Source organism: Candidatus Palauibacter sp. (assembly GCF_965237495.1).
Lineage (GTDB): Bacteria > Gemmatimonadota > Gemmatimonadetes > Palauibacterales > Palauibacteraceae > Palauibacter.
In genome coordinates, this window is sequence record NZ_OZ250143.1 from 2,034,661 (window position 1) to 2,060,901 (window position 26,241).

Genomic DNA, 26,241 nt, shown 5'->3' on the forward strand with positions numbered 1-26,241 from the left:
GCCGGGAGGGTTCAGCGCATGACGGACGGCCGACATTCGAAGGATCGGTTCCGCGACCGCCTGTCGGAGTATCTCGACGGGGGGCTCGGACCCGAGGAAGAGACGCTGGTCGAGCGGCATCTGGAGAGCTGCGAGGACTGCGCAAGCACGCTCTCCGAGCTGGAGGCCGTGGTGGAGCGGGCGGGCCGCCTCGGGGCGCGCGAGCCGGCCGCGGATCTGTGGCCCCGGATCGCGGCCCGCCTCGGGGCGGACATCGAGGCGCCCTCGGCGGAGACCGACATCGCCGATCCGCCGGCCCGGCAACGGCCGGCCGCGCGCGGGATCGCCCGCTTCGCGCCCCAACTCGCCGCGGCGGTGGCGCTGGCGTCGCTCTCCGCGGCCCTCGTGTGGATGGCGGGCGCCCGGGGCGGCGCGCCCGATGACGGAGCCCCCTCCATCGGCTTCCCCTCCCTGCTCCCGCCGGCGGCCCGGAGCACCTCGACCAGCACCGAGGCGGAGGCGACGGCGGAGGAATACGCCGACCTCATCGCCGAACTCGAACGGGTGCTGTTCGATTCCGAGCGACCGCTGCCGCCGCAGACCGTGGCGCGCATCCGACGCGCCCTCGTGACGCTCGACCGGGCGATCGAGGACGCGCGGGCGGCGCTCCGCGAGGTGCCGGACGATCCCTATCTCCAGCAGCACATGACGGGCACGATGCGGCGCAAGTCCGAGTTTCTCGCGCAGGCCGCGCAACTCGCGGCAAGCGACTGATGACCGCCGCGCTCCTCGCCCTGGCGCTCGCCGCCGCGCAGCCCGCGCGCGATACGACGTTCGTGGTGCCGGAAGGCAGCCGTATCGCCATCTCCCATCGCGAGGGCGACGTCCATGTGACCGGGACCGGGGGCCGCGAGGTGAGGGTGCTGCTGGAGGACGGGGAAGGCGGAGTCCGGGTCCGGTCCGAGGGCGCGACCTTTCATGTGGGCGCGCGCGACCGGGGTGACGATTCGGACATCTTCGTCTGGGTCCCGGAGGATGTCGACGTGAGCGTGACCGGACGCGAGGGCGACATCACCATCGTCGGCGTCGCGCGCGGTGCGGTCGAGGTGCGCACGGCCGATGGTGATGTGGAGGTCGACGGCGCGGCACGAGTCGATGTCGCCGCGCTCGATGGGGAGGTGCGGCTCGCGAACACGGGGCCCTCCGCCGTCAACGTGGCGGACGGCGATGTGTGGATCGATCGGGTCAGAGGCGAAACGACCGTACACGGCATCGACGCGGATATCGTCATCACCAACGCCGAAGCACGAGCCGTCTCCGTCACCGCGGTGGACGGGAACATCTGGTACGACGGGGCCGTGCACGAGGGCGGAAGCTACTCGTTGAGCACGCACGACGGGGACGTGACCTTCGCCGTCCCGGAGGGCACGGGCGCCCGCATCTCGGTGTCCACGTTCGACGGCGAACTCGTCCCCTCCTTCCCCGTGCAGTTCCGGGGAGGCCGGCTGCGCGGAGGCGAGTTCACGGTCGGGGACGGATCGGCGGCCATCGCGCTGAAGTCCTTCGACGGAGACATCCTCCTCATCCGGCCCGGGGAGCGGGTCCCGGATCGGGACGACTAGCAGGAACCAGGAACAGGCAACCAGGGAGCGGAACGATGCGAGATTCGGTGCGACGACTCGCCGCGGCAGCGGCGTTGCTGGCCATTTGGGGTACGGCGGAAACGCAGGCACAGGACTTCGAGTGGCAGGGCGCCGTGGAGCGCGGGGACGCGGTCACGATCCGGAATGTGAACGGCGCCATCACGGCCCGCGCGACGGACGCGAGCCAGGTACGGATCGAGGCGACGAAGGAAGCGGATGACGACGATCCCGACGCGGTCCGCATCGAGGTCATCGAAGACGACCAGGGCGTGTTGATCTGCGCGGTCTACCCGTCGCGGCGGAGGCGGGACGCGAATCGGTGCGGACGCGGCGACGACTACGAGATGAGCGTCCGCAACAACGATGTGAAGGTGCATTTCACGGTCGAGGTCCCGGCCGGAGTCGGCTTCGAGGCCCGTAACATCAACGGCGACATCGAGGCGCAGGGAATCTCCGGCGAGGTGGAGGCGAGGACGGTGAACGGGGACGTTGCGGTCGAGGGCGCGGGAGCGGTCTCCGCGGAGACGGTCAACGGGGACATCGAGGCGCGACTGGCCAACGGACCCACCGAGGATCTCCGCTTCAGGACGACGAACGGCGGCATCCGGCTCATCCTGCCGGACGGGACCAACGCGGACGTGAACATCCGTACGGTCAATGGCGCCATCGATACAGAGTTCCCGCTCACGATCCGCGGCCGCTGGGGACCGAGATCGGCCTCCGGCGAGATCGGCCGCGGCGGCCCCGAGATCGAACTTCGCACGGTCAACGGCAGCATCGCCCTTGTGCGCGGAGGCTGACCCTCTACAAGACCGCGCCTTCGGCTTCGCTGGGCCTCACCAACCCTTCGGTTTGGAGCACTCTGTCCAGCACGCATGCCGCGGGAAGCAGGAGCGCACTCAGCCTGACAGGGTCAAGCCACTTGAACGGTGTTCCCTTGAGGGCTCCGTAGTACAGGTTGAATCCGTCGACATAGATCCTCGTTCTCATGCCGTCTCCTTAAAAAGCAAGGACCGCCCCAAAGAGCGGCCCTTGAGCCGACAGCACGCTGCCGACGGGTATCGAGACCCAATCTAGCTCCGGGCGGATCCGTCTGGCAACTTGGTGGCGCCCGCGGATCGCCCGCCGAGAAGTCCACGCACCATGCCTCGTCGCGTTGCCGACGCCGTCGCCAGCGGCGATTTTCCCCACCATCTGCCACGTAAACGGCGAATAGCTCGGTTCGTGGCAACCGCGCACCGCCGCGGACTTGTCCGCTGTCGCCGGGGCCGACGCCCGGGCCTTCGTTGAGCGAGCGTGGAGCCGCCCGGAGCAACGTCGAGGGGTTCCGTGCGTCGCCGGGGCTTCAACGCCCCGGCCTTCGTTTTGTGGCGTCCTGTCCGGAAGTTAGCTGGTAGGCACAGCCGCTCCAGCGCACCTCAGGATGAGTTCGGTGGGTGAATCCGAGGCGCTTTCGTGCCGAGACTCCTGTGTACCGGAATCCGTGTCAACTCGGCTCAGTTTCCAGATAGAAGGGGGCGTAAGAACGAGTTGCGCCTAGTGGCGCTACTCTGTATTGTGCGGACTGTTCGCTGCCGTCGTGCACCAAGACATTCGCCCTAGGAGTTCACGATGTCCCAGTTGATCGATCTCGAAGCCCTTCTCGCCGCCTGCTCGGACGACTCGTTCGACGACGGCATCCGTATCGATACCGATCTCGAAGCCCTTTCGGGTCCGGGGGGGCCGGTCAAACCCGCCGTCTACGAGGGCGGAAAGTATCAAGAGGATCGTCGCTGGGCTGCGCCCGGCGATGAGAAGCCTACGCCCGTAATCGTGATCGACAACGTTCCCTCCCAGGCCAACCGCCTGGAAGAGGCCGTCCGGCGCAACCGCGCTTCCGCGCCCGTGCCCGAATTCGTGCTCGACCTGTCCGACATGACCAGCCTCCCCGCCCACCTGCCCCGGCGGATCTCGAGCCTGCAGTTTCCGCATCGCAACGCCGACGCCTACCTCCGGGACGCGCAGCTCGATGGCGTGGACTTCGTCAAGACGGAGCTTGGAATGAACATCCTCGGGGCCACTCCAGAGGCATGTGGCCCTCTCATGGCCTGGTTTCCGCAGGCGCTGCTGTACGGGTTCTGGCAGTCACACCTCGGCAAGAAGCGGCACAACACCAAGCATGCGCGGGCCTGGGTGTCGGAGATCATCGGCTGGAAACCCGCCTCCAACGAAACGAAAGTCTTCGGGTTGAAGGGCGATCCCCTGAACCTCAACACCGACGAGGCCCTGACCTCGAATCCCGACGACCGCCTCAGGTGGGAGATCGGCACAGCCAAGACAGCCAACGTTGAGGGAGGGAAGAAGGACAAGCTCTCGGAGATCGGGCACGGTCAAGTACCGTTCATGGGAGACGAGGCCACGGCGGCTGCGGTATCATTCGCGCGGGTCACCCAGCGAGCGACGGTGTCTTTCGCGCAACTCAGGCGAATCGGCCTTGGGCCGAATCACTCGAGCGAGGCCGACACGGCGGCCCGCGCCCTGCTGGTTGCACTTGGACTGCACGCCCATGTGCTCGCCTTCGGTCGAGGCTTCGCCCTGCGGTCGCGCGCCGAGCTGCGGCCGACGAAGACCGTGACGACGTGGCTCGGAGCAGACGGTGACGCCGAACGCGGCTTGGGCGGCGCGACGGACACGGAAGCGCTGCTGCGGGGCGCCATGAACCGGGCGAAGTCGACAGGTGTGCCTCTCGACGGCTGGGACAGCGAGCCCCTGCGACTCACGCCCCGCGAGAACCTCCGCAAGGCGATCCGCGCGACATGGCCGGAGCTCGACGGCTGATGCTGGCGATATCGGTCGAACTCCTGCACGGCACCTTCCGGGCGGATCCCGATGGCACTGCGAACACAGGCGGCCTGACCCGAGGCGAATGGCCCCCCGCTCCCTCGCGGCTGCTGGCCGCGATGATCGCGGCCGATGGCACGAGAGACAGATGCAAGGTGACCGACGGCTCTGAACTGGAATGGTTCGAGCAGCTTCCACCACCGGTCATCCATGCGCACTCAAGGCCGTGGTCCCAGGCCCTTCACCCACGCTACGTCGTCCTGCAGACGGGGAGCGCCGCGAAGTCCGCGCACTTGGAGTACATCGGACGCAAGGGGATCAAGATCCGCCCGGGCGCCCGCATCACGCCGCGTCATCCCCACGTCGTCTATTCATGGAACATCGACGCGCCGACTGCCCGGGTTGAGGCCCTGCGTCGGCGGGCCGCTCGCATCGGATACCTGGGAGCAGCCGATTCTCCGGTTCGCGTTCGAGTGAGCGACCACCTGCCTGAATCGGCCGCATCCGAGGATGCCTATGTGCCGGACCCGGGCGGAGAAGTGAGCATCCGCGTTCCGCAACGAGGCGACGTACGCATCTTCGATCGGATGTACGACGCCTGGGTCGAGCACGGGGCCGCGGTTGCCCGTGCGCAGTTCCCGGCCCTGAACCATGAGGCCAGGTATCGCTCGCCGGAAGCCGCTCCCCGCGTCGACCGCGGCAGCGTCGTGGCGTGGCTCCGCCTGGAGACGGCCGTGTCCGGACGTCGCGTTTCAACGGTCACGGATCTTTTCAAGCAGGCGGTTCTTCGGAAACACCAGGGGATCCATGGAGAGCCTCCGCCGGTTCTTCACGGGCACGGGTTCGCCGGCAGGGGCTACGACCTGGCTCGCTTCATCGCCCTGCCCGACGCGGGGCATCCGCGATCGCGAGGACGGATTCATGGCCTCGCGCTTTGGCTGCCTCCGGGCTGCGACCCCGGATTGCAGGGGCGCGCTCGCGATGCCGCGTTCGAGGTGCGACGCCTTTTCGGCGGTGGCCTGGACATCCGGGTGGCCCCCCATGCCGGGGAGCCGAGGCCGCTTGCGGCCACGCCGCAGCGCTGGGATCGCAGGTCGCGTCATTGGGTGACCGTGTTTCCAGCGGTTCACGAGCGCCGCGGTTCGCTCGACCTCGAGGAGGTGTCTCGATGGTGCGCGCACGCGGGACTGCCGTCTCCGGTAGCGTTTCGTTCGGCGCGCTCTCCCCTGGTCCCGGGCGGGGTCGATCTCGCCCCCGCCGAGTTGAACCGTCCGGGGAGGCCGGGACTGCCCTACTCGCATGTCGAACTGTGGTTCGAGGAGCCTGTCACGGGGCCCGTGGTCATCGGCGCCGCGCGCCAGCGCGGGCTGGGGCTTTGCGTCGAGGCCCCGGAGATGGGGGGGGCGAATGGCTGAGCGTACATCCTTCGGCGACATGCCGAGGTTCGACGCGTTCTATGACGCGATCAACCGAAGATCTCCGTTTCCCTGGCAGTCGCGCCTCGCGGCCAAGGTCGCCGAAACGGAGGCCTGGCCACGAGAGGTCGGCGTGCCGACCGGCCTGGGAAAGACGGCCTGTCTCGAAATTGCAATCTGGTGGCTCGCCTCACAGGCTCACCGCGCCCCCGGCGACCGGACCGCCCCGACTCGAATCTGGTGGCTCGTCAACAGGCGACTGCTCGTCGATTCAACCTTCGAACACGCCCTGACGATCAAGCGAGCGCTCCGCGATCCCGGGGAATGCGACATTTCCGGCAAAGCTGCGGACGTTGTCCATACGGTGGCCGAGCGGCTGCGCTCGCTGGCCTCGAGCCCGGCGGCCGAACCTCTCGAGGTCATCCGGCTCCGGGGGGGCATTGCCTCGCATCGCGCCCGCGACCCGTCGCGGCCCACCGTGCTACTCTCCACCCTTCCGATGTACGGATCCCGCCTGCTCTTTCGCGGCTATGGATCGAGCCGGTCCATGCGTCCGGTCGACGCGGCTCTGGCCGGAACCGACAGCCTTGTCCTCGTGGACGAAGCCCACCTGGCCCGCCACCTGACGAGGTTGCTGCCGACGCTCACACAGTGTACGGCGGAGGCGCAACAGATTCTCGGAGGGGTCCGCTCGCGGCCGCAGGTCGTAGCGTTGACCGCCACCGGCGATGCCTCCGGACAGGATCGGTTCGACCTCGACGAAGAAGATCAAGCGAACTCGATGGTGCGTAGGCGGCTCGAAGCCGACAAGCCGCTCGAACTCCGGATCGAGTCGGGCGATGCCGGGCTGCGGCTCGCCGAGGCGGCGCGAGATCTACTGAAGCGTGCGAAGCCAGCGGCGTGCCTGGTGTTCGCCAACACACCCGCCACGGCCAGGTCCGTCCTTGGGCATCTCCAGTCGATATTTTCGAGGCGGGAGGCCGCACTCCTTCTGCTAACCGGTCGCACACGCGAACGCGAGGCGGCTCGCACAAGGGAACGGGTACTGGACCCCGTCGAGGGCATGGCGGCGAAGCGCGATCACAAGCTCGACCGGAAGCAGCACCTGATCGTGGTCGCCACGCAGACGCTGGAGGTCGGGGCCGACATCGATGCGGAGTACCTCGTCACCGAGGCCTGCGGCGTCCGCGCACTGACCCAGCGGCTCGGCCGCTTGAACCGGCTTGGACATTTCCCGAATTCCCGCGCCGTGTACGTGCATCTGCCAGCACCCCGGCGGAAGGGCCGGAAGGCCGGCGATCCCGAACAGTGGCCTGTCTACGGCCGCGAGCCAGCCACGGTGCTTGGTAGATTGCAGACTGCGCTTGATCAGACGACGTCAACGGTCTCGCTCTCTCCCCGGCATATCTCGGGGATCCTCGGAGAGCCGGGAGACGACCTCGGACGGGCGCCGGAGCTCATGCATGGCCTGCTGTGGGAATGGGTGAAGACGACGACCCCGCCCGAAGGCGCAGCGCCGGTGGAGCCCTATTTCTCCGGCATTTCCGACGGGAGTGGCTATACGGTGTCGCTGATGTGGCGCGCGCACGTTCCCGAGGAGGGTGAGCGACTCTGGCCGCGCGCCACCGACGTCGAGGCGGTCGATGTTCCGATCGCGGACTTCCGGCGGGCGCTGGACGGAGACGAAGAGATTCGAAGAATCGGACCGGACGGCGTCACCATTGAATCGATCTCCGGTAAGGAGCTGCGTCCGGGTGACACGGTCGTGCTGGCGTCCGACCGCGGCCTTCTGGACGAGTTCGGATGGAACCCCGACTCCGCCCTTCCGGTGTTCGACACCTCGGTCGCGACGCGCGGCATGCCCCTGAACCCCGACGCGATCAGGCGGCTTTGCGGTGTCGCCGCGGGTGAACTGATCAATAAGGCGCTGGGCACAGCCCACGACCACGAAGACATCGACAAGGCGGAGCAGGCCGAGGCCATCGCGGAACTGATCGAGAGACTCCGTGGCGCCACTCCCGACGGCTGGGACAAGTCCGAATGGGACGCCATGGTGTCCGGCTTGAAGCCGGAGGTCGTCAGCGCAAACCGTGAGGTGTCGCGGCTACCCCTCAAGCAGCCCATCCCGGATGAGCCGCGCATCGATGAGTTGGACGAGAGGTCCCTGTCCCGGACCGGCACCGCGAGGGATCTGGACCTTCACGGCAGAGCCGTCGGAGCGAGGTCCCGCACCATTGCGGAGCGCATTGGGATCCGCTCCGACCTGATCGGCATCGTTGAGCGGGCCGGGCGGCTGCACGACATCGGAAAGGCCGACAGGCGCTTCCAGCGCTGGCTCGATCCGACCGGCGAAGAAAGCACCGCGCCGGTTGCCAAGTCCGATATGCCCAGGAGTCGGTGGAGCACCGCGCGAGCCGCAGCGGGATGGCCCCGGGGCGGGCGGCACGAAGACTTGTCCGCGCGCCTCGTGCGCCACTGGATGGAGACCCGGGGGGACCACCTCGACCCCTCCCATGCCGATCTCCTCATCCACCTTATCATCAGCCACCACGGCAGCGGCCGACCGATCGTGCCGCCGGCCATGGACGAAACTACCGAGACCGTGTCTTCGAGCATCGAGGGCTTTTCCGCGGAAGCCTCCTCGGACCTTTCGATTATCGACTGGAATCAGCCGGGCCGGTTTCGGCGACTCAACGGCAGGTTTGGACCGTGGGGGCTGGCACTCCTGGAGACCATCGTTCGGCTGGCGGACCACTCGGTCTCGGCGGGCGCGCATATACATGAACTGGAGGATCTCTGATGGCGGAAGTCATTTGCCCGGGACTACCCGCGTCGTGGATCAACGCGTGGCTGGCGGCCATCGGCGCCACGGTGCTCGATCCCAGGCTTCGGCTCCACTGGACGCGGGGCGGTACTCCGCAGGCCGTTCTCTCCGCCCGGGGAGCGGACCCCGTAGCCCTCCTGATCGAGTCCTGGCCGACCCGCCAACTGCTGGAAGACATGCCGATCTCGGTGGCCTGGGGCGAGACGCCGGCAGTGAAGCGGAAAGTGCCCGTCGACGCTTTCGCCGCGCGAGTTCGGGCTGCGCGCGGGCACCGGCACGCATGGACCCTATCCTCCACAATGACGGATCTTCACGTAGATTCGAACGGGGAGGTGGCGCATGCACCGTTCGATCCCGCGGGCCCCGGAACAATCAAGTGGCTGCACCACCGACTGATGAAGGTCCATTGTGAAGTCGAGCCGACCGCGGAACGCCTGTTGGAGTCTCTCGATGGCACCGCGGTCAGGATCAGGGACAACGGTCTGGGATTCGACCTCACCAGGATGGGTTCGCAGTCGGATGATTCCGGCAAGTTCGGGAAATGGGTCGATCCGGCGGTCGAAGTGCTCGCATTCTTCGGACTCGCGATACTGCCGTTACGCGGCACCGGCACCGATGCAAGCCTGTGGAAGACCTCTCGGTCATCCGCCATTCAGCGAGGATGGCACCGGCCGCGGAACCGCGGAAGAGAGCTCTGGTTCATCTGGCCGGCGTGGGGTTCCCCCCTCGATCGTGCCGGCATCGACGCGCTCCTCGACATCTGGAATAGAGGCAGGAAGAACTGGCCGAGAGTCGGTGTGCATGCCGCGTGGCGAAGTGTCAGGTACGAGCCCAAGGCTACGGCGGACACCACGAGGGGGTTCGGAGCGGAGCCGCTTTGACGGGAGGTCCCGTAGTCGCCATCTCGGCGATCGAGCACTACGCATATTGTCCAAGACAGTGCGCTCTCATCCACTGCGACGGCGTGTGGAATGACAACGCATTCACCGTGCGGGGCTCGCGCGCGCATCGCCGGGTAGATGCTGGGCACCATCGGAAGGAACGAGGAAAGTTCGTGCTACGCGCGATTCCCCTGTGGTCGGAGGCGTTGGGCCTGTCGGGGCGGGCCGACGCGGTTGAGATCGAGGGTGATTCGGTCCGCCCAGTTGAGTACAAGTCCGGCGTGCCTCACGGTTCGGCTGCCAACCTGCAGCTCTGTGCGCAGGCGTTGTGTCTCGAAGAGATGCTCGGCGTGGAGATACCGGAAGGGTATGTCTGGTACGGCGGGCCGAGGCGACGGGTTCACGTCGCCTTCACGCCCAGATTGCGGCGCGAGGTTCGCGATGTCATCCGGGAGATACGTGCCCAGCTGGTGGGCGGCCGACTTCCGGAGGCTCCGAACGATGAGCGCTGCGGTGAATGCCAGCTCGCGCCGCACTGCCTACCCGAACTGACGAGCGCTCCGCGAAGAGTAAATCGATTCCTGGCCGACACGGTATTCAAATGCGATACCTGAGCACGGTTTACGTTCGCAACCATCGCGCGCGCGTCCGGCACCGCCGCGGATCATTGCTGGTGACCTCTCCGGACGGCAGCCAGCGCGTGCCGCTCGAAGCCATCGACGCACTCGTGCTGCTGGGCGGCGGGCAGATCACCACCCAGGCGCTCGAGGCGTGCGTTCGGCGAGGTGTGCGCGTATCGGCGCTGCGGAGTAACGGTGCGGTCCGATTTGTCGTCGGCCACGCCACAGGAGGTAACGTCCACCTGCGGATCGCTCTGTATGGCGCGGTGACGGATCCCGACCATTCTCTGGCGCTGTCGAAGGCGATCGTGGCGGCCAAGCTCCAGAACAGCCGGAAGGTGGTCGGCCGCTGGGCCCGCGACGAGAAGGATCCCTCCGTCGCCGACCGTCTCGCGTCTCGTTCCGCCGAGATCCTGGCGCGGGTGCCCCGACTCGTTGAGGCTGATAGCGGGAATCATATTCGGGGCATCGAGGGAGATGCCGCGAGAATCTACTTTGGCGGTGTACGGCAGGTTGTCTCGAAGTGCGGATTCGAGTTCTCGGCGAGGACCCGGCGTCCGCCCCGTGATCCAGTCAACGCCATGCTTGGTTTCTGTTACGGCTTGCTGGTTACGGAGTTCACCGGAGCCATCGAGAGCGTGGGATTGGATTACCAGATGGGCTTCTTTCACCGGCCACGTTCCGGGAGACCGTCGCTCGCGCTTGACCTTGCCGAGGAGCTTCGGCCGCTTACGGACCGCTTTGTTGTATCGCTGCTCCGGCGTGGGCAGATCGGTGCGGACGGTTTCGTGGAGACGCCTGGGGGTGGCGTCTATCTCAGCGACGAAGGGAGGACGCGTCTCATCAAGGCTTGGGAGCGCCATAAGGAAGCCGAGATGCCCCACGCGGTCCTCGACCGAAGCATCGGACGGTGGGCGCTTCCATCGGTTCAAGCCACGCTCCTGGCGCGCCATCTCCGCGGCGATCTCCCGGCATACCCGCCGTTTGTCATGTCTTGATGTATGGATGTCTTGATCACGTACGACATCGCCGACACACAGGGCGAGGGAGCGAATCGACTCAGGCGAATCGCTCAGGTCTGCGAGAAGTACGGAAGACGAGTGCAGTTCTCCGTCTTTGAGTGTCGGCTGTCTCCTCCTCGGCTGGCTCGCATGATCGGCGAAGTTGAGGACGTCATCGATCACCACGTCGATTCCGTCATCGTGTATCGCTTCACGGGAGGCATCGAAGACGCCCGTCGTCGGTTCGGGCGCTCGGAGGCCCATGAACTGGGGCAGCCTTGGGTCCTCTGATCGATCTGCGAACCTCCAGTGATTCGCCGGACCTCGCCGAGACGCACCTCCATCACCCACGATTCCGGGTAGCGATACCGACAATTGGGGTGAGATCTCTCCGATGAAACGGTCAGATGCCAGCCGCTGCCCTGCTTCTCAGCCTCTCAGACCTCCAGAAGCGCGACATCTTCCGCAGTTTCGGTCCTCCTGCAACATTTAGCAGTGTCGCCGGGGCTGACGCCCCGGCCTTCGTTGAGCGGGGCTGGTCAAAATCGCCATCCTCGCGACCGAGCCCGACGGTGTCGCCGGGGCTGACGCCCCGGCCTTCGTTGAGCGTTGTCCTCGGGGAAGAACCCGATCCGGACCGGCAGGGGTGTCGCCGGGGCTGACGCCCCGGCCTTCGTTGAGCGTACGAGGTCTATGTCGGGGACGTTTGGATTCCCAGTGTCGCCGGGGCTGACGCCCCGGCCTTCGTTGAGCGGGGGAGGTCATGGCCCGACAAACTGGACCGCCGCGGTGTCGCCGGGGCTGACGCCCCGGCCTTCGTTGAGCGGACGCGCCGTCCGCCGGCGTGGCGGCCCGGTTGCAGCCGTGTCGCCGGGGCTGACGCCCCGGCCTTCGTTGAGCGTCCGACGACATCGCGGGGACGTGCGACCTGTGGGCGTGTCGCCGGGGCTGACGCCCCGGCCTTCGTTGAGCGACGCTCATCCAGCTCTGCGTCGACAACTACTACAGGGGGTGTCGCCGGGGCTGACGCCCCGGCCTTCGTTGAGCGCGGCTGGCGGACGACGACCACGCGGAAGCCGTGTCCGGTGTCGCCGGGGCTGACGCCCCGGCCTTCGTTGAGCGCCCAAGAACATCGCCCGCGTCACCGCGCACCTCCGGTGTCGCCGGGGCTGACGCCCCGGCCTTCGTTGAGCGTCGAGGCCGTGAATCCAGCGGCGATCCAGGGCTCACGTGTCGCCGGGGCTGACGCCCCGGCCTTCGTTGAGCGTTCGACAAGGGCGCGCAGCCGGAACTCGTGATCCAGCCGTGTCGCCGGGGCTGACGCCCCGGCCTTCGTTGAGCGATGACCCTTACCCATCACGCCGGGGATGTTGGCATGTGTCGCCGGGGCTGACGCCCCGGCCTTCGTTGAGCGTGCGACAGGTCCCCGACCACGATCAGCAGCCGCGTGTCGCCGGGGCTGACGCCCCGGCCTTCGTTGAGCGCGTCCAATAAGTTCAATCGGGTCGCTCGAAGATGGCGGTGTCGCCGGGGCTGACGCCCCGGCCTTCGTTGAGCGTGCTACGAGCGCGGCCCGTTCGCCGTGTCGCTCGAGTGTCGCCGGGGCTGACGCCCCGGCCTTCGTTGAGCGAAGCTGAGCGGTCTCAACGTCAAGCGTCCCACCGCGATCGTGTCGCCGGGGCTGACGCCCCGGCCTTCGTTGAGCGGGAGGACTCCTCGTGAGATTCGGCTTGGCGCTGGTAAGTGTCGCCGGGGCTGACGCCCCGGCCTTCGTTGAGCGACGCATTCGGAGACGCTGGTGGGCGGCGGCCGGTCGGGTGTCGCCGGGGCTGACGCCCCGGCCTTCGTTGAGCGACTGCGCTGGCCACCACGGCCGGAACTGGTGCCGGTGTCGCCGGGGCTGACGCCCCGGCCTTCGTTGAGCGCTGGCGAAAAGGAGTATGCACGCGCGGCCTAGACGTGTCGCCGGGGCTGACGCCCCGGCCTTCGTTGAGCGAGGATGAAAACGGTGTGGCGTCGCAGTTGATTTCGGACGTGTCGCCGGGGCTGACGCCCCGGCCTTCGTTGAGCGTTGTTGACGTAGCCCGTGTACGCCTCGAACTGCCGGCGCGTGTCGCCGGGGCTGACGCCCCGGCCTTCGTTGAGCGCATCACACCTTATCGAAAGGGGTCAGCATGAACACGCGTGTCGCCGGGGCTGACGCCCCGGCCTTCGTTGAGCGCTCACGGACGACGTGGCCATGGTAGCGTCACACCACGTGTCGCCGGGGCTGACGCCCCGGCCTTCGTTGAGCGCTCTTGCCCATCGTGCACCTCCCGCTCAACCGGTCTCGTGTCGCCGGGGCTGACGCCCCGGCCTTCGTTGAGCGCCCCGAGGCCCTCTTCGCGGACCGCGAAGCACGCCAGGGGTGTCGCCGGGGCTGACGCCCCGGCCTTCGTTGAGCGCCCCGCGCGTGCAGGAACCGCTCGAAGACCCGCATGGGTGTCGCCGGGGCTGACGCCCCGGCCTTCGTTGAGCGGCGAGAGGATCCCGCGCCGCGAGAAATTGTTGTGGGTGTCGCCGGGGCTGACGCCCCGGCCTTCGTTGAGCGGGTCCGGGCACCGCGACCGTCACGACAACCGCGGGAGGTGTCGCCGGGGCTGACGCCCCGGCCTTCGTTGAGCGCGCGAGATCGCCGAGGCGCAGAGGACGTCGATCGAGGTGTCGCCGGGGCTGACGCCCCGGCCTTCGTTGAGCGGCGTACGCCGGCCGGAACTGGGTCGTCGATACGGCCGGTGTAGCCGGGGCTCCCGCCCGCCGTTAGCTGAGCACAGAGCCTGACCTCGTTGTACTATTCGACATGGATGCGGTTGCCGTCACGTACCACCTCGGCCTTCGTTGAGCGTCCAACACGACGAGCGATAGCGGGTCGTTTCACGCCCGTTGCCATCGCTCGAGCGAGGCCCTTCGTTGAGCGCCGGCCATCGCGGCCGGAGCGGCGGAAGTGCCGCCCGCTGTCGCCGGGGCTGATGCCCCGGCCTTTTCTTGTCAGAACGCGCTGCTACAGCCGTCGCGCAACGCGACGGGGACCCGCCCGTCTCATCCATCCTGACTCTGACCACGGCGAGGGTTCCGGCGCTGTCAGTGGCGCTCACGACGCGTCGTCGGTAATGATGAGCATGCCGAGGCCGCGCAGCGTCTCGTTGAGCGCCGCGACGTCCGTGCGAACCAGCTCTTCAAGCTCGGCCAGGTGCGCCTCCAGGGCCGCGCGGAGGATGACCTTCACCTCCATCTCCTGATCCGTCGGCCTGAAGTCCGCTACCGAGAGTCCGCCGATGACGTAGCCGAGCTTCTGCAGGAGCCGCGCCTCGAAGCGCACGCCATCCTGACCCTGACCGGTGAGGCGCAGGTCCACCATCGTCTCCTGCAGGTCGATCAGCTTCTGCCGCAGATCCTCCACCGAGACGGCAACGTCCTCGTCTTCCACGAAGCGCGCGAGCGTCCCGAGCTGGACCCGCATCGCCTCCACCCGCTCGACCGCCTGCCCGGCCCGCACCACGTCTTCGCGCACGTCGCGGATGAACGCCACCTGCGCGGCGATTTCCGCCTCCGTCCCCGCGGAATGCGGGTCCTTCAGCACCGTCAGCGGCTGCTCGTGCATCGCGCCGTCCACCGTCAGTCGCACCGTGTACCGCCCCGGCGGCATGAGGATCGAAATCTGTCTCCCGCCAGGGGCCTCCCGCCCCTCCTCCCCAACCGCGAGATGCTCCGCATACCTCGGCGGCGTGAGCATCCGGATCGGCTCGTTGGGCTCATCTCTCAGGTCCCAGTGGATCCGGTTCACCCCCGCCTCGTTCGTCCCCTCGAGCGTACGCACGACCATCCCCGCGCCGTCCAGGATCTCGATCGTCGGCGTCTCCGAGGCGGCCGACGCGAGCCAGTAGTTGAGCGAGGCGCCGTACTCCGGGTTCTCTCCTATCGTGGGATCGTCGTACGGGATCGAGGGCGGCGTGATGGGCCGAAAGCGGTACGCGTCCCGCGGCGCGAACAGGTGCGAGGCCGACGCCATCACCTCCGGCGTCATCTGCTGCACCGGCGACAGGTCGTCCAGGATCCAGAACCCGCGCCCGTACGTCCCGACCACGAGGTCGTTGAAGTGCTCCTGGACCACGATCCCGGACACCGGCGCCGCCGGCAGGTTGTTCTGCAGCGGCTGCCACGCGTCCCCGTCGTTGAAGGAGACGTAGATCGCGTTCTCCGTGCCCACGTAGAGGAGTCCCGGCCGCACCGGGTCCTCGGCGATCACCTTCGTGTAGCTCAGCATGCTGGGCGGGATGCCGTCGGTGATCTTCTCCCACGAGGCGCCGAAGTCGCGCGTCCGGTAGACGTGCGGGTCGCGGACGTTCACCTGGTGGCCGTCCGCCGCGATGTAGGCGGTGCCCGCGTCGTAGCGCGAGGCGGCGATGCTGCGCACGGCGATCCACTCCGGCAGCCCGTCGATGTTGCCCGTGACGTCGGTCCAGTTGGCCCCGTTGTCACGCGTGACGTGGACGCGCCCGTCGTTCGTGCCCGCCCAGATGAGACCCGCCTCGAGCGGCGACTCGGCGATCCCGAACACGACGCCCGCGTACTCGACCCCGATGTTGTCGCCCGTGAGCCCGCCGGAGAGTCCCATGCGGCTCTGGTCGTTCAGCGTCAGATCCGGGCTGATGGCCTCCCAGCTCTGCCCGCCGTTCCGGGTCCGGTGCACGTGCTGGCTCCCCACGTACACCGTGTTGTTGTCGTGCGGAGAGATGTGGACCGGCGCGTCCCACACGAAGCGGTAGCGAACCCCTGACGCTGGCCCCCGGCTCTGCTCCGGCCACACCTCGACCGCCCGGTACTGCCGGCGCTCCTCCTCGTAGCGGACGACGATGCCGCCCACCATCCCCGACCCCGAGGCCGAGGACCAGACGATGTCGGGGTCCGTCGGATCCGGCGTGGCCCAGCCGCTCTCGCCGCCCCCGACGTGGTGCCACATGGCGCGCGGGATGTGGTTGATGCCCCGGACGCCGAGGATCCGGCTGTTGCTCGGACCGCGATACGTCGGCTCATCCTGCTTGTTCCCGAGCACGTTGTAGGGGACCGCGTTGTCCACCGTCACATGGTACATCTGCGCATTGGTGAGCCGCTGCCGGAACCACGTCTTCCCGCGGTTGATCGAGATCGACAGCCCCTGGTCGTGCGCCACGATCATGCGGTCGGTATCCGTGGGATCGATCCACATGTCGTGGTGGTCGCCGCCCGGCGCCCGCGGGCGCGGCGTCACATCCAGCGTGCGGCCGCCGTCCGTCGACACCGTGAAGGAGGCCGTGAGGAAGTAGGCCTCGTCCTCGTCGTCCGGCGAGATCACGACGCGGGAGTAGTAGTGGGGCCGCCCCATCGCGTTCCGGTTGCGGGTGATGAGAGACCAGTTCCGCCCCCCGTCCTCGGACCGCCACAGCTGGCCGTTCTCGGTGGGCTCGCCGTTCCACGGGATCCCGTCCCCCGTCTCGAGCATGGCGTAGACCCGCTGCGGGTTCGAGGGCGCGATGGCCACGGCGACCTTGCCGACCGGCTTCATCGGCAGGCCGATCGTGTTGTCCGGCCCGTTCAGCTTCTCCCACGTGTCCCCGCCGTCGCGCGACACGTGCAGCCCGCCGCCGGGGCCGCCGCTCGTCCGCCCCCAGGTGTGGATTTCGAGCTGCCACGTGCCGGCGAAGAGGACGCGCGGGTTCGACGGGTCCATCGCGATGTCCGAGCACCCCGTGTCCTCGTCGATGAAGAGGACATGCTCCCATCTCTCGCCCCCGTCCATCGTCCGGAACACGCCCCGCTCCGGCTGCGGCCCGTAGGAGTGGCCCAGCGCGCAGACGAAGACGATGTCGGGGTCCGAGGGGTGGATGGCGAGCCGCGGGATCCGTCCCGTGGGCTCGAGCCCCATGAGGGTCCAGCTCCCGCCGGCGTCCGTCGACTTGTAGACGCCCTGCCCGACCGAGATGTGGCTGCGGATCTTCCCTTCCCCGGTCCCCGCCCAGACGATGTTGGGATCGGCCGCGGAGACGGCGAGCGACCCGATCGACTGCACGGGCTGGTCGTCGAACATCTCGTCCCAGTTCACCCCGCCGTCCGTCGTCTTGTAGATCCCGCCCGAGGCCGCGCCCACGTAGTAGGTGTACGGCTGGCCGGGGATCCCCGCCGCCGCGCTGAAACGGTTCCCCTCCGGGCCGATGTTCCGCCAGCGGAGCGACTCCCAGGCCGAGGGATCGGGACTCTCCTGTGCCGCCAGCGGAGCGGCCACCGGAAGCGAGAGGATGAGAAGCGCGAAGAACGCGCAGAAGGGTCGGACGCGCATGGCAACCTCGCCGGGTTGAGACTGGACGATTGCGTGAGACGATCGCGGATTCATGCCGTTGAGCACGGTGCGCCGGCCCAGCCCGGCTGACAAGACCGCCGGCTCGCGCCGCGGGCCGTTGAGCGCCGGATGATGGGGCGGCGCATGGTGGAGTCCGACTTGGATGCGACTCCCGCCCGGAGCTATGATGTGCCCACTATGCCGCTTCCCTCGATCACTTGGCAGGACGTCCAGCAGATGCCGGACGACGGCAATCGCTACGAGGCGATCGACGGCGACGTCTACGTGACTCCCGCCCCGACCTTCCGTCACCAGCGTGTCAGTTGGCGGCTTGGCAAGGCGCTCGACCGGCTACTGGAAGAGCCCGGGCACGGTGTGGTCGTGCAGGTGCCGTTCGGCGTCGAGTTTCCGGCCACGGGAGAAGGGGTGCAGCCGGACCTGCTGTTCGTTTTGAAGGAGCGCCGCGGGATCATCTCGAACGCCGGGCTCACGGGGGCGCCGGATCTCGCGGTCGAGATCCTCTCGCGTTCGACTGCAAACCGCGACCGGGGGCTCAAGCTCCGGCTCTACAAGCGGCAGGGTGTGCGCGAGTACTGGATCGTCGACCCGGACGAGAACGTCGTTGACGTGTGGCGCTTCGGGGAGGAGCCCGCGCATGAGCGCTTCAGGACGACCCTCCCGGTCAGACTCGGAACCGAACAGGTCGGCGAGGTCGACCTGCAAGCCGTCTTCGCCCCCGACTTCTAGATTGGGGTATCGGAGGACTGGGCCGCAGCTCAGTCCCCGGTGGCCACAACGGGCGCGGGCGGGCCGATCTTCCAGTGCTCCGCCTCGTATCGCTCGACGAGCGCGACGAGAACTTCCAACGCGTCACCCTCGGGAGTGCCGGGTGCGGAGCCCATCAGCCTGTCGATCGTGGCCAAGGCCCTTCGGGTGATGCCAAGCACGAGTTGAGCACGGGTTGAGAGTCCGGGCGACAATGGAGTCCGACTTGGGGACGACTCCGGCCCGGAGCCATGATGTGCGGACCATGCCGCTTCGCTCGATCACCTGGTTGGACCGGACACGGCGTGGTCGTGTGTGCGCCGTTCGGGGTGGAATTCCCAGCCACCGGAGAAGGGGCAGGGGGTGGGCGCGTACTGGATCGTCGACCCCGACCCGCACGAGGTCTGCCGGGGGAACTTCATGAGCCAGAGGGGCCCGGTCGCTCGCCGCCACGATCCGTCCCCGACGCAATCAACGCTATTCGCCCATGATGGGGGCACAGGAGCACCAATGAACGACTGGAAGTCGAACCTCCCCTGGTTCCTCGCCGGTGGCGCCAGTGCGGCCCTCGTTACCGTTCTCCTCACCGCGGGGCCGGGACCGCAATCCGATCCGTCACAAGTCGAAGCTGCGCCACGCATCACGAACCCCGTCGCACCGGTCGGTCCCACCACGATCCCGCCTGCCACGCGGCCTCCCGCTCCTCAAGTGGCGACTCCAGGCTCGCCGCTCGCGCTCTACGACGACAACGGGAACGGACGGATAAGCTGCGCTGAGGCCCAGGCGCACGCCATCGCTCCGGTGTCACGGGACCACCCGGCCTACGAGTACATGCGGGACGGGGACGGCGATGGGGTCGCCTGCGAATGAATGCCGGCAGAGCGCATGCGTGAGTGCCGGCGACTCATGGCCGACGGCTGCAGGGCGTTGAACCCGGGTTGAGAGTCCGCGCGACCCTTGAGTCCCAGTTGGAGACGACTCCCGCCCGGAGCTATGATGTGCCGACCATGCCGCTTCCCTCGATCACCTGGCAGGTCGTCCAGCAGATGCCGGACGACGGCAATCGCTACGAGGCGATCGAGGGCGACCTGTACATGACCCCCGCCCCGGCCACGCGCCACCAGCGTGTGAGCAAGCGACTGCAATACGCTCTGGACCGGATTCTGGAACGGCCCGGACTGGGCGAGGTCTTCGTCGCCCCTTACGGCGTCGAGTTCCCGGCCACCGGTGAGGGCGTCCAACCGGACATTCTCTTCGTTTCCCGCCACCGCAGAGACATCATTGCGGACGCTGGAATCATCGGCCCCCCCGACCTCGTGGTGGAGATCCTCTCCCCATCAACGGCCAGCCGCGACCGCACCATCAAGCTCCGGCTCTACGAGCGTCAGGGCGTGCGGGAATACTGGATCGTCGACCCGGACCAGAACACTGTCGACGTGTGGCGGTTCGGCGAGGAGCCCGAGCACGAGCGCTTCACCGAGACCCTCCCCGTCGAACTCGGCTCCGAACACGTCGGTAAGATCGACCTGCAGGCCGTCTTCGCTGACGGTTTCTGAGCCGCCTGCCGACCATGCCCCTCCCCTCGATCACTTGGCAGGACGTCCAGCAGATGCCGGACGATGGAAATCGCTACGAGGCAATCGAGGGCGACCTCTACGTGACCCCTGCCCCGACGCCACGCCACCAGATTCTGTTGCTGCGCCTGTACGACGCCCTGGCTGCGGTGCTACGCGAGCACCACGGCGGCGTTCTCCTCGTCGCTCCGGTCGGCGTAGAGTTCCCGGGTACCGGGGAGGGCGTACAACCCGACATCCTGTTCGTGTCCGACGAACGTCGAGGGATCATTCAGGACACGTCGCTGAAGGGCGCTCCGGATCTCGTCGTCGAGATCCTCTCCCCCTCCACCGCGAGCCGCGATCGCAGCAAGAAGCTCCAGCTCTACGAACGGCAGGGAGTAGGCGAGTACTGGATCGTCGACCCGGACGAGAATGCGGTCGACGTGTGGCGCTTCGGGGACGAGACGGTGCGCGAACGATTCACGGACTCACTCCCGGTCCGCCACGGAACCGAACAGGTCGGGGAGATCCACCTGCGAGCCGTCTTCGCGCCCGGTTACTGAGCCGCTTGCCGACCATGCCGCTTCCCTCGATCACCTGGCAGGATGTTCAGCAGATGCCGGACGACGGCAATCGCTACGAGGCGATCGAGGGCGACCTGTACATGACCCCCGCACCGTCGATCCTGCATCACCGCCTCACGAGGGCGTTGTACGAGGCCCTCAAGCCCCTCCTTCTCGGACCCGGGTACGGCGAACTGTTCTGGGCGCCCGTCGGGGTCGAGTTCCCGGCCACGGGAGAGGGCGTTCAACCGGACCTCATGTTCGTGTCCACCGAGCGTCGTGGAATCGTGGAGGAGGCCGGGATCGTCGGGCCGCCGGACCTCGTCGTGGAGATCCTCTCACCCTCGACGGCGAGCCGCGACCGCAGTATCAAGCTCCGACTCTACGAGAGGCAGGGCGTGCCGGAATACTGGATCGTCGACCCCGACGAGCAGGCCATCGACGTGTGGCGCTACGGGGACGAGACCGTCCACGACCGATTCACGAAGTCTCTTCCGGTTCGCGTCGCAGGAGAGCCGGTCGGCACGATCGACCTGGGGGAGGTCTTCTCTCCAGAGCTCTGACCGCCCCGAGCTTCTATACTGTGCGGCGGTCTCTTTCGGACTATTCCCGCGCGCGTGCCGCGTTCGCCCGGATGGCACCTGCGACGAAGACCGCAAGGCCCTCGTGTCGTTCCTCGAAGTACGCCGAGAAGCGGGGATCCGCCGTGTACATGGAGGCCAGTCTACGGTGCATATCGGGGCTGCAGGGGTAGAACCATCGGTCGATGTGCCGCCGGTGGGCCTCGGCGAGGTCCATGGCGGCCGCGGCTGTAGGGCTCACGCCGTCGGCGATCAGCTCGGCCATGCGCCCGAACACCTTGTCGCTCTCGGCTCGGATCCGGGCCCAGTCGTCCTCCGAGTAGCCCCGGGTCCGCTGGACGGACTCCCGCCACGCGTCCGTGTGGCCCCAGCGCTCCCGCGCCTCGTCCGCGTACTGGTCGAGGGCAGGATCCACCGACGGCCCCTTGGCCTGAGACATCATCCGTCTCCCTTCAGATCCAGACGTCCGATGCGGCGGTGAGGTCGTCGTGCTCGTCGCCGGTGTTCACGACGCCGCGGGGTTCGACGAGCATGAGCTTCACTTCCTCATCGGCGACCGGGCGGTGCTTCACGCCGCGTGGGACGACGTAGAGTTCGCCGGGGCCGATCTCGACGGCGCCATCGGGGAGATCGATGCGCAGCGTGCCCTCGAGGACGAAGAACGCCTCGTCCGTGTCCGGGTGGTCGTGCCACACGAACTCGCCCTTCACGCGCGCGATCTTGAACTGGTAGTCGTTCAGCTCGGCGACCACGCGCGGCTGCCAGTGCTCCGTGAGCAGCCCGAACTTCTCCTCCAAGTTGACGGCGTCCTTCAATCTCCGATCCTCCGTTTCCTCGTTTTCGCCGGTCGTCACCGGAGCCTCCAAGACATCACGTTCATCGCTGGAGGCGAACCCACGCGATTCCGTCCACATGCTCGAAGTGGCGGTCGGCCGACACCAGATCGGCCCCGTCTCGCCCTCACTCCCACATGGCTTCGTCGATAGTTTCAAAGTGCTTGAGTGCCCGTTCGATCTCGTCCGCCTCCGCGTCGCTCCAGGATCCGATGAGGTGGTCCAGCGACGACCCGACCGTGTCGGCTGCCTGTCCGTCCTCCAGCCCCGCCCCCCGGCGCAGAAGCTTGACGGCGGCCCGGTTGAGCGATGTTCCGTCACGGTTCGCCAAGCGGCGAATCGCCGAGGTCAGGTCGTCCCCGAGGCCTCTAACCGTGAGCTGTTTCATATCCCGATCTCGTGGTGCCTCGATGTTCACGATGTCGCTCCTCCGTCGTCGACTCCGAGCAGCCCGGTCTGCTCGTCCCCGGGCCCTTCCGCGGCCAAGCGGCGGATCTCGGCCCAGCTCCCCACCAAGCTGTTGTATCATAGCGCCTCTGGGGCGCACTTGGTCCGTTCCGATCATCCCGTCTCCCTGACCCGCAGACCGGCTTCCCGCTCCCTGGGGAGGACCGCCAGCCCATGGGCGGAAGCATGACGCCGAACCGCTAAGATGGGACGGAGGATGACGGGTACGTTATGTTCTGTCCCGACCGGTACCGGTCGACGCGTTTCGGCTCCGTCGTGCGGGACGGAGGACGGGCCACCAAGGAAAGTCCGATGCTCAAGAAACTCACGGTTCGGAAATTCAGGTCTCTGGCCGACGTCACGGTCGAGTTGCCGCAACTCGCGGTGCTGTTCGGCACCAACGCGGCCGGGAAGAGCAACCTCCTCGAGGCCATCCAGGCGCTCTCGTGGATCGGGAACGCGCGAACGCTGGCCGACGCCTTCGAGCCGCTGAGGGGATACCCGCTGGAGACCTTCCACTTCGGCGCCGGGGGGTGGCCGGCGCTGTTCCAGAACGGCGCCGCCTCCTTCACGCTGGAGGCGGATGTCTTAACGCACGGGGGGGGCAATTATCGGTATCGCGTCCAGCCGGAGATGGATTTCACGTCAGGCGAGCTTCGCATTCGGGACGAGTATCTGACTCAGCTCACGAAGGCGGGCCGCGAGCAGAAGAACGCCGCGGCGGCGATCGAGCAACACCAGAACACTCTGCGCGTTCGGCGAAAAGGGAAGCCCGGTCATCCCCGCCAAGAGGCGCTAGGGCAGAATCACGCCATCCTCTCTGACCGGAGTCTGGCCGGCGACGGCTATCCGTGGCTGGAGGATGTCCGCAACGAACTCCTGAACTGGCGCACGTACTATCTGGAGCCACGGACCGAGATGCGGAAGCAGCAGTCTCCGGCGGACGTGTTCGACATCGGCATGCACGGTGAATTCATCGCGTCGTTCCTCTACAAGATCCGGGCCCAATCCCAGAACCACTTCAACGCCGTCGGCCGGGCGCTCCGGTCGATCGTACCGGGCATCGACGCGCTGCACGTGCAGTTGAACGAGCAGCAGGGGACGCTCGACCTGTGGACCCAGCAGGGCGAAGCTACGTACTCGGCCCGCGTGATTTCCGAGGGCACGCTAAGGGTCATTGCCCTGTGCGCCATCGTCGTGAATCCGTGGGGCGGTTCGCTCGTCGCACTGGAGGAACCGGAGAACGGCGTACACCCCAGGCGGTTGGAGTTGATCGCCCGCCTGCTCGCTTCGCTGGCCCTCGATCAAGGCCGGCAGGTGATCGTCACCACCCATTCTCCGCTCCTGTGCAGCGCCATCCTGCGAGAAGCGCGCGCGAGGGACAGCGATGACATCTCGCTATTCAACGTCCGGCGCGTGGAGCACCAAACCGAGATCCAGCGCTTCGACGCCGACGCGCCGCTGTTTCAGGACGTCGAGATTGCGGAGGGGCTGACCACCCCCGCCGAAGATGCTCTGTTCGAGAACCTCGTCCTCCGCGGATTCATGGATGAGTGATCGGGCGACCGTTGACCTCTTCGTGGAGGACCGCGCCCACGAGGAGTTCATTGTGCCGCTGGTGAAGCGGATCGCGGCCGAGGAGGCGACCGCGGTTCGCTGTCGCGTGCGATCGGCAATCGGGGGACATCCGCGCGCGCTGCGGGAATTCGAGTCCTACCAGCGCCTTTGGGAACGCGGCGTATTCACGGGAATTCCGGACGTGTTGGTCGTGGCCATCGACACCAACTGCTCGACCTTTGCCCGGACCCGGACCGAAATCGAAGAGGCAACCCGTGATGAACTTCGGGCCCTGCTCGTCACCGCCTGTCCCAATCCGCACATCGAACGATGGTTCATGGCGGATCTCCGATCGTTCCACCGGATGGTCGGCCACCGACCGGCCCTCGGCGCGACGAAGTGCGAGCGAGGCTACTATAAGCACCACCTGAAGGATGCGGTCCGGCGGTGGCGGGCACCCGCAGACGCTCGGCGGTATCGAATTCGCCTCCGCTCTCGTCGAGGAGATGAGCCTGTACCGAGCCGGACGAGCCGACCGTTCGCTGAAGGCATTCGTGGATGAACTGCGGACGCGATTCCGAAACCTGTCAGCATCGCGCCGGAACGACCCATGACACCGGTAAGCACAACCCTCTGCTCCACATCCGATGATGTACTTGTCTGGCTGATCGATGAGGTCCAACGGAGGCTGCTTGTGGTCAGCCCGGCGCTTACCGAGCCGGTCGCGACAGCGTTGCTTGCGAAGATTGAGGGCCGACACCCGAACGAAAGCGGCCCTGCCCGTGACCCAATCCGCACCGAAGAGGTGGGCGCGATCTGCTGACTCACCTTCATGGTGAACACGGTAGCGTTCAGCTCCCCCATGAACGCCTTGGAGATGGCGTATTAGAGCAGCCGTGAAGTTCTGCTTGGGAATCTGTACCCGCAGCGGGCATCTCTGCCACGGTGGAACGCGAATGTCGCTAACCCGGGAGACGAAGAGCGATGCTGAAGATGGAGACGCAAACCGATTTCATGCGGGTCGAGACGCTACTCGGGCTCCGAAAGAAGAACATGATGTACGAGAACCGCGAGTACCAACGGGGCAAAGTCTGGTCGAAGACGCAGCAGAAAATGCTGATCGACTCTGTCCTTCGCGGGTACTCTATCCCGAGCTTCCATCTCCACTTCATCGAAGACAGGGAGGGGGATATCGTAGCACAGCGGTTCGAGGTCATCGACGGGCAGCAGCGGCTCCGGGCGCTGTCCGCGTTCCGTGAGGGGTCGTTCAAACTCCTCGACCCCAAGGCGAGCGATCTACCAACCGGAGTCCTGTTCACCCACGAGGCCAAGGAGGAACCTTGCGCTTGGGCGGGGAGAACATTCCAGGATCTAGACACGGTGGACTGCAAACGATTCCTCAACACCGAAATGATCGTCGTCAAGGTGACCAACGCAAGCGAAGAAGCCGTCCGCGATCTCTTCATCCGCCAACAGGGAGGCACTCCGCTCTCGCCGCAGGAAATCCGGGATGCGTGGCCGGGCGGGATGACGGATATCATCCTCCAGATCGGAGGCAAGCAGGGGCTCGACCGCTGTCCCGGTCACGACCTCTTCCGGGAGCTTCTGCGGAATCCGGGGCGCCCCGCAGGGCGGCAGGTAGCCGCCCAGATGTTCTCGTTGCTCGTAGGACGTCGGGAGCGTGGAGAGTACCGCAGCATCGCCCGCAAACGCATCGACCAGTTCTACTACGATCACCTGTCGATCACCGACGACGACCCGCACGTGCGCCGGTTCCGCAAGATTCTCGGCAAGCTGGACACCTATCTGTCCCCTAGTCTGACGTTCAGGCTCGTCGGCCACGAGGCTATCGCGCTGATGCTGCTCGTCGATGATCTGCTCGACGACCACGTACCCGGGTGGGAACGGAAGCTCGCCAGCGCCTTTCTGGAGTTTCGTACTTCCCTCACCACCGCGAGGAGGAAGAAGAAGGAGGGGGACTCGAACGACCCGTACTGGTTGCATTATGGCATACACACGCAGACGGCCAGTGACCAGGGAGAAACGATCCAGGAGCGTTACGCATTCTTCCGGGAGAGAATGACGGAGAGCATCGGTCCGAAGCCGAAGGATTCGCGACGGACGGCGGACGGCGCCACGAGAGACGCGATTTTCCAAAGACAGGACGGGAGGTGTCCGGTATGCTGTGAACGTCTCGATCCTCGCCAGTTCGAGGTCCATCATATCGAGCCGCACGCCCACGGAGGGGAAACGAAGCCCGAGAACCTCGCAGCCGTTCATTCCACATGCCACCCGAAGACGGACGAGGCGGTGCAGAATTTCCGGAAGAAGCTGGCAGAGTTCCCGTGTTGATCTTCCCTCGCGTCACGATCGGGATGTTCTGATACGGTAATCCTCTGAAACC

At 66.9% G+C, this 26,241-nt stretch carries 24 protein-coding genes and 1 CRISPR repeat array; of the genes, 18 read left to right on the top strand and 6 right to left on the bottom strand.

Features of this window, described 5'->3' with window-relative positions:
• Positions 1–18 precede the first annotated feature (18 nt).
• From ACPXY0_RS08855 to ACPXY0_RS08865, 3 genes are read left to right on the top strand one after another with little or no spacing between them, the layout of a single operon-like run.
• Positions 19–753: an anti-sigma factor gene (locus ACPXY0_RS08855; RefSeq protein WP_423930370.1), complete on the top strand. Its 735-nt coding sequence runs from the start codon at positions 19–21 to the stop codon at positions 751–753.
• Entirely contained in the window at positions 753–1,601 is an 849-nt protein-coding gene (locus tag ACPXY0_RS08860; RefSeq protein WP_423930372.1) for a DUF4097 family beta strand repeat-containing protein, read from the top strand. The genes ACPXY0_RS08855 and ACPXY0_RS08860 overlap by 1 nt, the downstream gene beginning before the upstream one ends.
• Positions 1,602–1,648: 47 nt before the next feature.
• Positions 1,649–2,422, top strand: a complete 774-nt coding sequence (locus ACPXY0_RS08865; protein WP_423930374.1) for a DUF4097 family beta strand repeat-containing protein — start codon at positions 1,649–1,651, stop codon at positions 2,420–2,422.
• A 4-nt stretch (positions 2,423–2,426) separates the two neighbouring features.
• Here ACPXY0_RS08865 and ACPXY0_RS08870 read toward each other — a convergent pair whose 3' ends face one another.
• Positions 2,427–2,612: a hypothetical protein gene (locus ACPXY0_RS08870; protein ID WP_423930376.1), complete on the bottom strand. Its 186-nt coding sequence runs from the start codon at positions 2,610–2,612 to the stop codon at positions 2,427–2,429.
• Positions 2,613–3,233: 621 nt separating this feature from the next.
• Here ACPXY0_RS08870 and cas7g point away from each other — a divergent pair.
• Genes cas7g through cas2 form a run of 7 tightly spaced genes read left to right on the top strand, consistent with a single transcriptional unit; the run spans position 3,234 to position 11,474 of the window.
• A complete protein-coding gene (gene cas7g / locus ACPXY0_RS08875) occupies positions 3,234–4,439 on the top strand; it encodes a type I-G CRISPR-associated RAMP protein Csb1/Cas7g (RefSeq protein ID WP_423930378.1) in 1,206 nt (401 codons plus the stop codon).
• Positions 4,439–5,857, top strand: a complete 1,419-nt coding sequence (gene csb2 / locus ACPXY0_RS08880) for a type I-G CRISPR-associated protein Csb2 (protein WP_423930380.1) — start codon at positions 4,439–4,441, stop codon at positions 5,855–5,857. The genes cas7g and csb2 overlap by 1 nt, the downstream gene beginning before the upstream one ends.
• Positions 5,850–8,657, top strand: coding sequence for a type I-G CRISPR-associated helicase/endonuclease Cas3g (gene cas3g, locus ACPXY0_RS08885; protein ID WP_423930382.1), 2,808 nt, complete (start codon positions 5,850–5,852; stop codon positions 8,655–8,657). Before csb2 ends, cas3g begins: the two co-directional genes overlap by 8 nt.
• Positions 8,657–9,562 (top strand): hypothetical protein, encoded by a 906-nt coding sequence (locus tag ACPXY0_RS08890; protein ID WP_423930384.1) that lies wholly within the window; start codon positions 8,657–8,659, stop codon positions 9,560–9,562. The genes cas3g and ACPXY0_RS08890 overlap by 1 nt, the downstream gene beginning before the upstream one ends.
• Positions 9,490–10,176 (top strand): CRISPR-associated protein Cas4, encoded by a 687-nt coding sequence (cas4, locus tag ACPXY0_RS08895; protein ID WP_423930386.1) that lies wholly within the window; start codon positions 9,490–9,492, stop codon positions 10,174–10,176. Before ACPXY0_RS08890 ends, cas4 begins: the two co-directional genes overlap by 73 nt.
• A complete protein-coding gene (cas1, locus tag ACPXY0_RS08900) occupies positions 10,164–11,180 on the top strand; it encodes a CRISPR-associated endonuclease Cas1 (protein WP_423930632.1) in 1,017 nt (338 codons plus the stop codon). Before cas4 ends, cas1 begins: the two co-directional genes overlap by 13 nt.
• Before the next feature lie 3 nt (positions 11,181–11,183).
• Positions 11,184–11,474, top strand: coding sequence for a CRISPR-associated endonuclease Cas2 (gene cas2 / locus ACPXY0_RS08905; RefSeq protein WP_423930388.1), 291 nt, complete (start codon positions 11,184–11,186; stop codon positions 11,472–11,474).
• A gap of 204 nt (positions 11,475–11,678) precedes the next feature.
• A CRISPR array of direct repeats spans positions 11,679–13,920; the repeat unit is 37 nt; unit sequence GTGTCGCCGGGGCTGACGCCCCGGCCTTCGTTGAGCG.
• A 393-nt stretch (positions 13,921–14,313) separates the two neighbouring features.
• Here cas2 and ACPXY0_RS08910 read toward each other — a convergent pair.
• Positions 14,314–17,535, bottom strand: coding sequence for a sialidase (locus ACPXY0_RS08910; RefSeq protein ID WP_423930390.1), 3,222 nt, complete (start codon positions 17,533–17,535; stop codon positions 14,314–14,316).
• 198 nt (positions 17,536–17,733) lie between these two features.
• Between ACPXY0_RS08910 and ACPXY0_RS08915 the strand changes: the two genes are divergently transcribed.
• Positions 17,734–18,282 carry a Uma2 family endonuclease gene (locus ACPXY0_RS08915; protein WP_423930634.1) on the top strand — a complete coding sequence of 183 codons (549 nt, stop codon included), beginning with the start codon at positions 17,734–17,736 and terminating at the stop codon, positions 18,280–18,282.
• 29 nt (positions 18,283–18,311) lie between these two features.
• Here the strand turns inward: ACPXY0_RS08915 and ACPXY0_RS08920 are convergent, their stop codons facing one another.
• Positions 18,312–18,458, bottom strand: a complete 147-nt coding sequence (locus ACPXY0_RS08920) for a hypothetical protein (RefSeq protein ID WP_423930392.1) — start codon at positions 18,456–18,458, stop codon at positions 18,312–18,314.
• A 352-nt stretch (positions 18,459–18,810) separates the two neighbouring features.
• On the opposite strand from ACPXY0_RS08920, the gene ACPXY0_RS08925 reads away from it, so the two are divergent.
• The 4 genes from ACPXY0_RS08925 (at position 18,811) to ACPXY0_RS08940 (ending at position 20,982) form a co-directional block, all read left to right on the top strand.
• Complete coding sequence (locus tag ACPXY0_RS08925; RefSeq protein WP_423930394.1) at positions 18,811–19,170, top strand: excalibur calcium-binding domain-containing protein; 360 nt, start codon at positions 18,811–18,813, stop codon at positions 19,168–19,170.
• Between the two features lie 137 nt (positions 19,171–19,307).
• Entirely contained in the window at positions 19,308–19,856 is a 549-nt protein-coding gene (locus ACPXY0_RS08930) for a Uma2 family endonuclease (protein WP_423930636.1), read from the top strand.
• A gap of 14 nt (positions 19,857–19,870) precedes the next feature.
• Entirely contained in the window at positions 19,871–20,419 is a 549-nt protein-coding gene (locus ACPXY0_RS08935) for a Uma2 family endonuclease (protein WP_423930396.1), read from the top strand.
• A gap of 14 nt (positions 20,420–20,433) precedes the next feature.
• The gene (locus tag ACPXY0_RS08940; RefSeq protein ID WP_423930398.1) at positions 20,434–20,982 is read left to right on the top strand and encodes a Uma2 family endonuclease; all 549 of its coding nucleotides are present in this window, start codon (positions 20,434–20,436) and stop codon (positions 20,980–20,982) included.
• 40 nt (positions 20,983–21,022) lie between these two features.
• Here the strand turns inward: ACPXY0_RS08940 and ACPXY0_RS08945 are convergent, their stop codons facing one another.
• The 3 genes from ACPXY0_RS08945 to ACPXY0_RS08955 all read right to left on the bottom strand — a co-directional run bounded on the left by ACPXY0_RS08945 (position 21,023) and on the right by ACPXY0_RS08955 (position 22,221).
• On the bottom strand, positions 21,023–21,439 hold the full coding sequence (locus ACPXY0_RS08945; RefSeq protein ID WP_423930400.1) for a TipAS antibiotic-recognition domain-containing protein: 417 nt from the start codon (positions 21,437–21,439) through the stop codon (positions 21,023–21,025).
• Between the two features lie 13 nt (positions 21,440–21,452).
• Positions 21,453–21,854 carry a cupin domain-containing protein gene (locus tag ACPXY0_RS08950; RefSeq protein WP_423930402.1) on the bottom strand — a complete coding sequence of 134 codons (402 nt, stop codon included), beginning with the start codon at positions 21,852–21,854 and terminating at the stop codon, positions 21,453–21,455.
• Positions 21,855–21,960: 106 nt separating this feature from the next.
• Positions 21,961–22,221, bottom strand: a complete 261-nt coding sequence (locus tag ACPXY0_RS08955) for a hypothetical protein (RefSeq protein ID WP_423930404.1) — start codon at positions 22,219–22,221, stop codon at positions 21,961–21,963.
• Between the two features lie 371 nt (positions 22,222–22,592).
• Here ACPXY0_RS08955 and ACPXY0_RS08960 point away from each other — a divergent pair, with 371 nt between their 5' ends.
• The 3 genes from ACPXY0_RS08960 to ACPXY0_RS08970 all read left to right on the top strand — a co-directional run bounded on the left by ACPXY0_RS08960 (position 22,593) and on the right by ACPXY0_RS08970 (position 26,189).
• Complete coding sequence (locus ACPXY0_RS08960) at positions 22,593–23,837, top strand: AAA family ATPase (protein ID WP_423930406.1); 1,245 nt, start codon at positions 22,593–22,595, stop codon at positions 23,835–23,837.
• The gene (locus ACPXY0_RS08965; protein ID WP_423930408.1) at positions 23,830–24,399 is read left to right on the top strand and encodes a hypothetical protein; all 570 of its coding nucleotides are present in this window, start codon (positions 23,830–23,832) and stop codon (positions 24,397–24,399) included. The genes ACPXY0_RS08960 and ACPXY0_RS08965 overlap by 8 nt, the downstream gene beginning before the upstream one ends.
• A 422-nt stretch (positions 24,400–24,821) precedes the next feature.
• The gene (locus ACPXY0_RS08970; RefSeq protein ID WP_423930410.1) at positions 24,822–26,189 is read left to right on the top strand and encodes an HNH endonuclease family protein; all 1,368 of its coding nucleotides are present in this window, start codon (positions 24,822–24,824) and stop codon (positions 26,187–26,189) included.
• Positions 26,190–26,241: the final 52 nt, after the last annotated feature.

Excerpts from the sequence above, each read along its gene's own strand:
- ACPXY0_RS08935 (WP_423930396.1), top strand. The coding sequence starts at position 19,871 with ATGCCCCTCCCCTCGATCACTTGGCAGGACGTCCAGCAGATGCCGGAC.
- ACPXY0_RS08855 (WP_423930370.1), top strand. The coding sequence starts at position 19 with ATGACGGACGGCCGACATTCGAAGGATCGGTTCCGCGACCGCCTGTCG.
- ACPXY0_RS08945 (WP_423930400.1), bottom strand. The coding sequence starts at position 21,439 with ATGTCTCAGGCCAAGGGGCCGTCGGTGGATCCTGCCCTCGACCAGTAC.
- cas1 (WP_423930632.1), top strand. The coding sequence starts at position 10,164 with ATGCGATACCTGAGCACGGTTTACGTTCGCAACCATCGCGCGCGCGTC.
- ACPXY0_RS08960 (WP_423930406.1), top strand. The coding sequence starts at position 22,593 with ATGCTCAAGAAACTCACGGTTCGGAAATTCAGGTCTCTGGCCGACGTC.
- cas3g (WP_423930382.1), top strand. The coding sequence starts at position 5,850 with ATGGCTGAGCGTACATCCTTCGGCGACATGCCGAGGTTCGACGCGTTC.
- ACPXY0_RS08970 (WP_423930410.1), top strand. The coding sequence starts at position 24,822 with ATGCTGAAGATGGAGACGCAAACCGATTTCATGCGGGTCGAGACGCTA.
- csb2 (WP_423930380.1), top strand. The coding sequence starts at position 4,439 with ATGCTGGCGATATCGGTCGAACTCCTGCACGGCACCTTCCGGGCGGAT.
- ACPXY0_RS08860 (WP_423930372.1), top strand. The coding sequence starts at position 753 with ATGACCGCCGCGCTCCTCGCCCTGGCGCTCGCCGCCGCGCAGCCCGCG.
- ACPXY0_RS08940 (WP_423930398.1), top strand. The coding sequence starts at position 20,434 with ATGCCGCTTCCCTCGATCACCTGGCAGGATGTTCAGCAGATGCCGGAC.
- ACPXY0_RS08930 (WP_423930636.1), top strand. The coding sequence starts at position 19,308 with ATGCCGCTTCCCTCGATCACCTGGCAGGTCGTCCAGCAGATGCCGGAC.
- ACPXY0_RS08915 (WP_423930634.1), top strand. The coding sequence starts at position 17,734 with ATGCCGCTTCCCTCGATCACTTGGCAGGACGTCCAGCAGATGCCGGAC.
- cas7g (WP_423930378.1), top strand. The coding sequence starts at position 3,234 with ATGTCCCAGTTGATCGATCTCGAAGCCCTTCTCGCCGCCTGCTCGGAC.
- ACPXY0_RS08965 (WP_423930408.1), top strand. The coding sequence starts at position 23,830 with ATGAGTGATCGGGCGACCGTTGACCTCTTCGTGGAGGACCGCGCCCAC.
- ACPXY0_RS08910 (WP_423930390.1), bottom strand. The coding sequence starts at position 17,535 with ATGCGCGTCCGACCCTTCTGCGCGTTCTTCGCGCTTCTCATCCTCTCG.
- ACPXY0_RS08925 (WP_423930394.1), top strand. The coding sequence starts at position 18,811 with ATGAACGACTGGAAGTCGAACCTCCCCTGGTTCCTCGCCGGTGGCGCC.
- ACPXY0_RS08870 (WP_423930376.1), bottom strand. The coding sequence starts at position 2,612 with ATGAGAACGAGGATCTATGTCGACGGATTCAACCTGTACTACGGAGCC.
- ACPXY0_RS08955 (WP_423930404.1), bottom strand. The coding sequence starts at position 22,221 with ATGAAACAGCTCACGGTTAGAGGCCTCGGGGACGACCTGACCTCGGCG.
- ACPXY0_RS08890 (WP_423930384.1), top strand. The coding sequence starts at position 8,657 with ATGGCGGAAGTCATTTGCCCGGGACTACCCGCGTCGTGGATCAACGCG.
- cas2 (WP_423930388.1), top strand. The coding sequence starts at position 11,184 with ATGGATGTCTTGATCACGTACGACATCGCCGACACACAGGGCGAGGGA.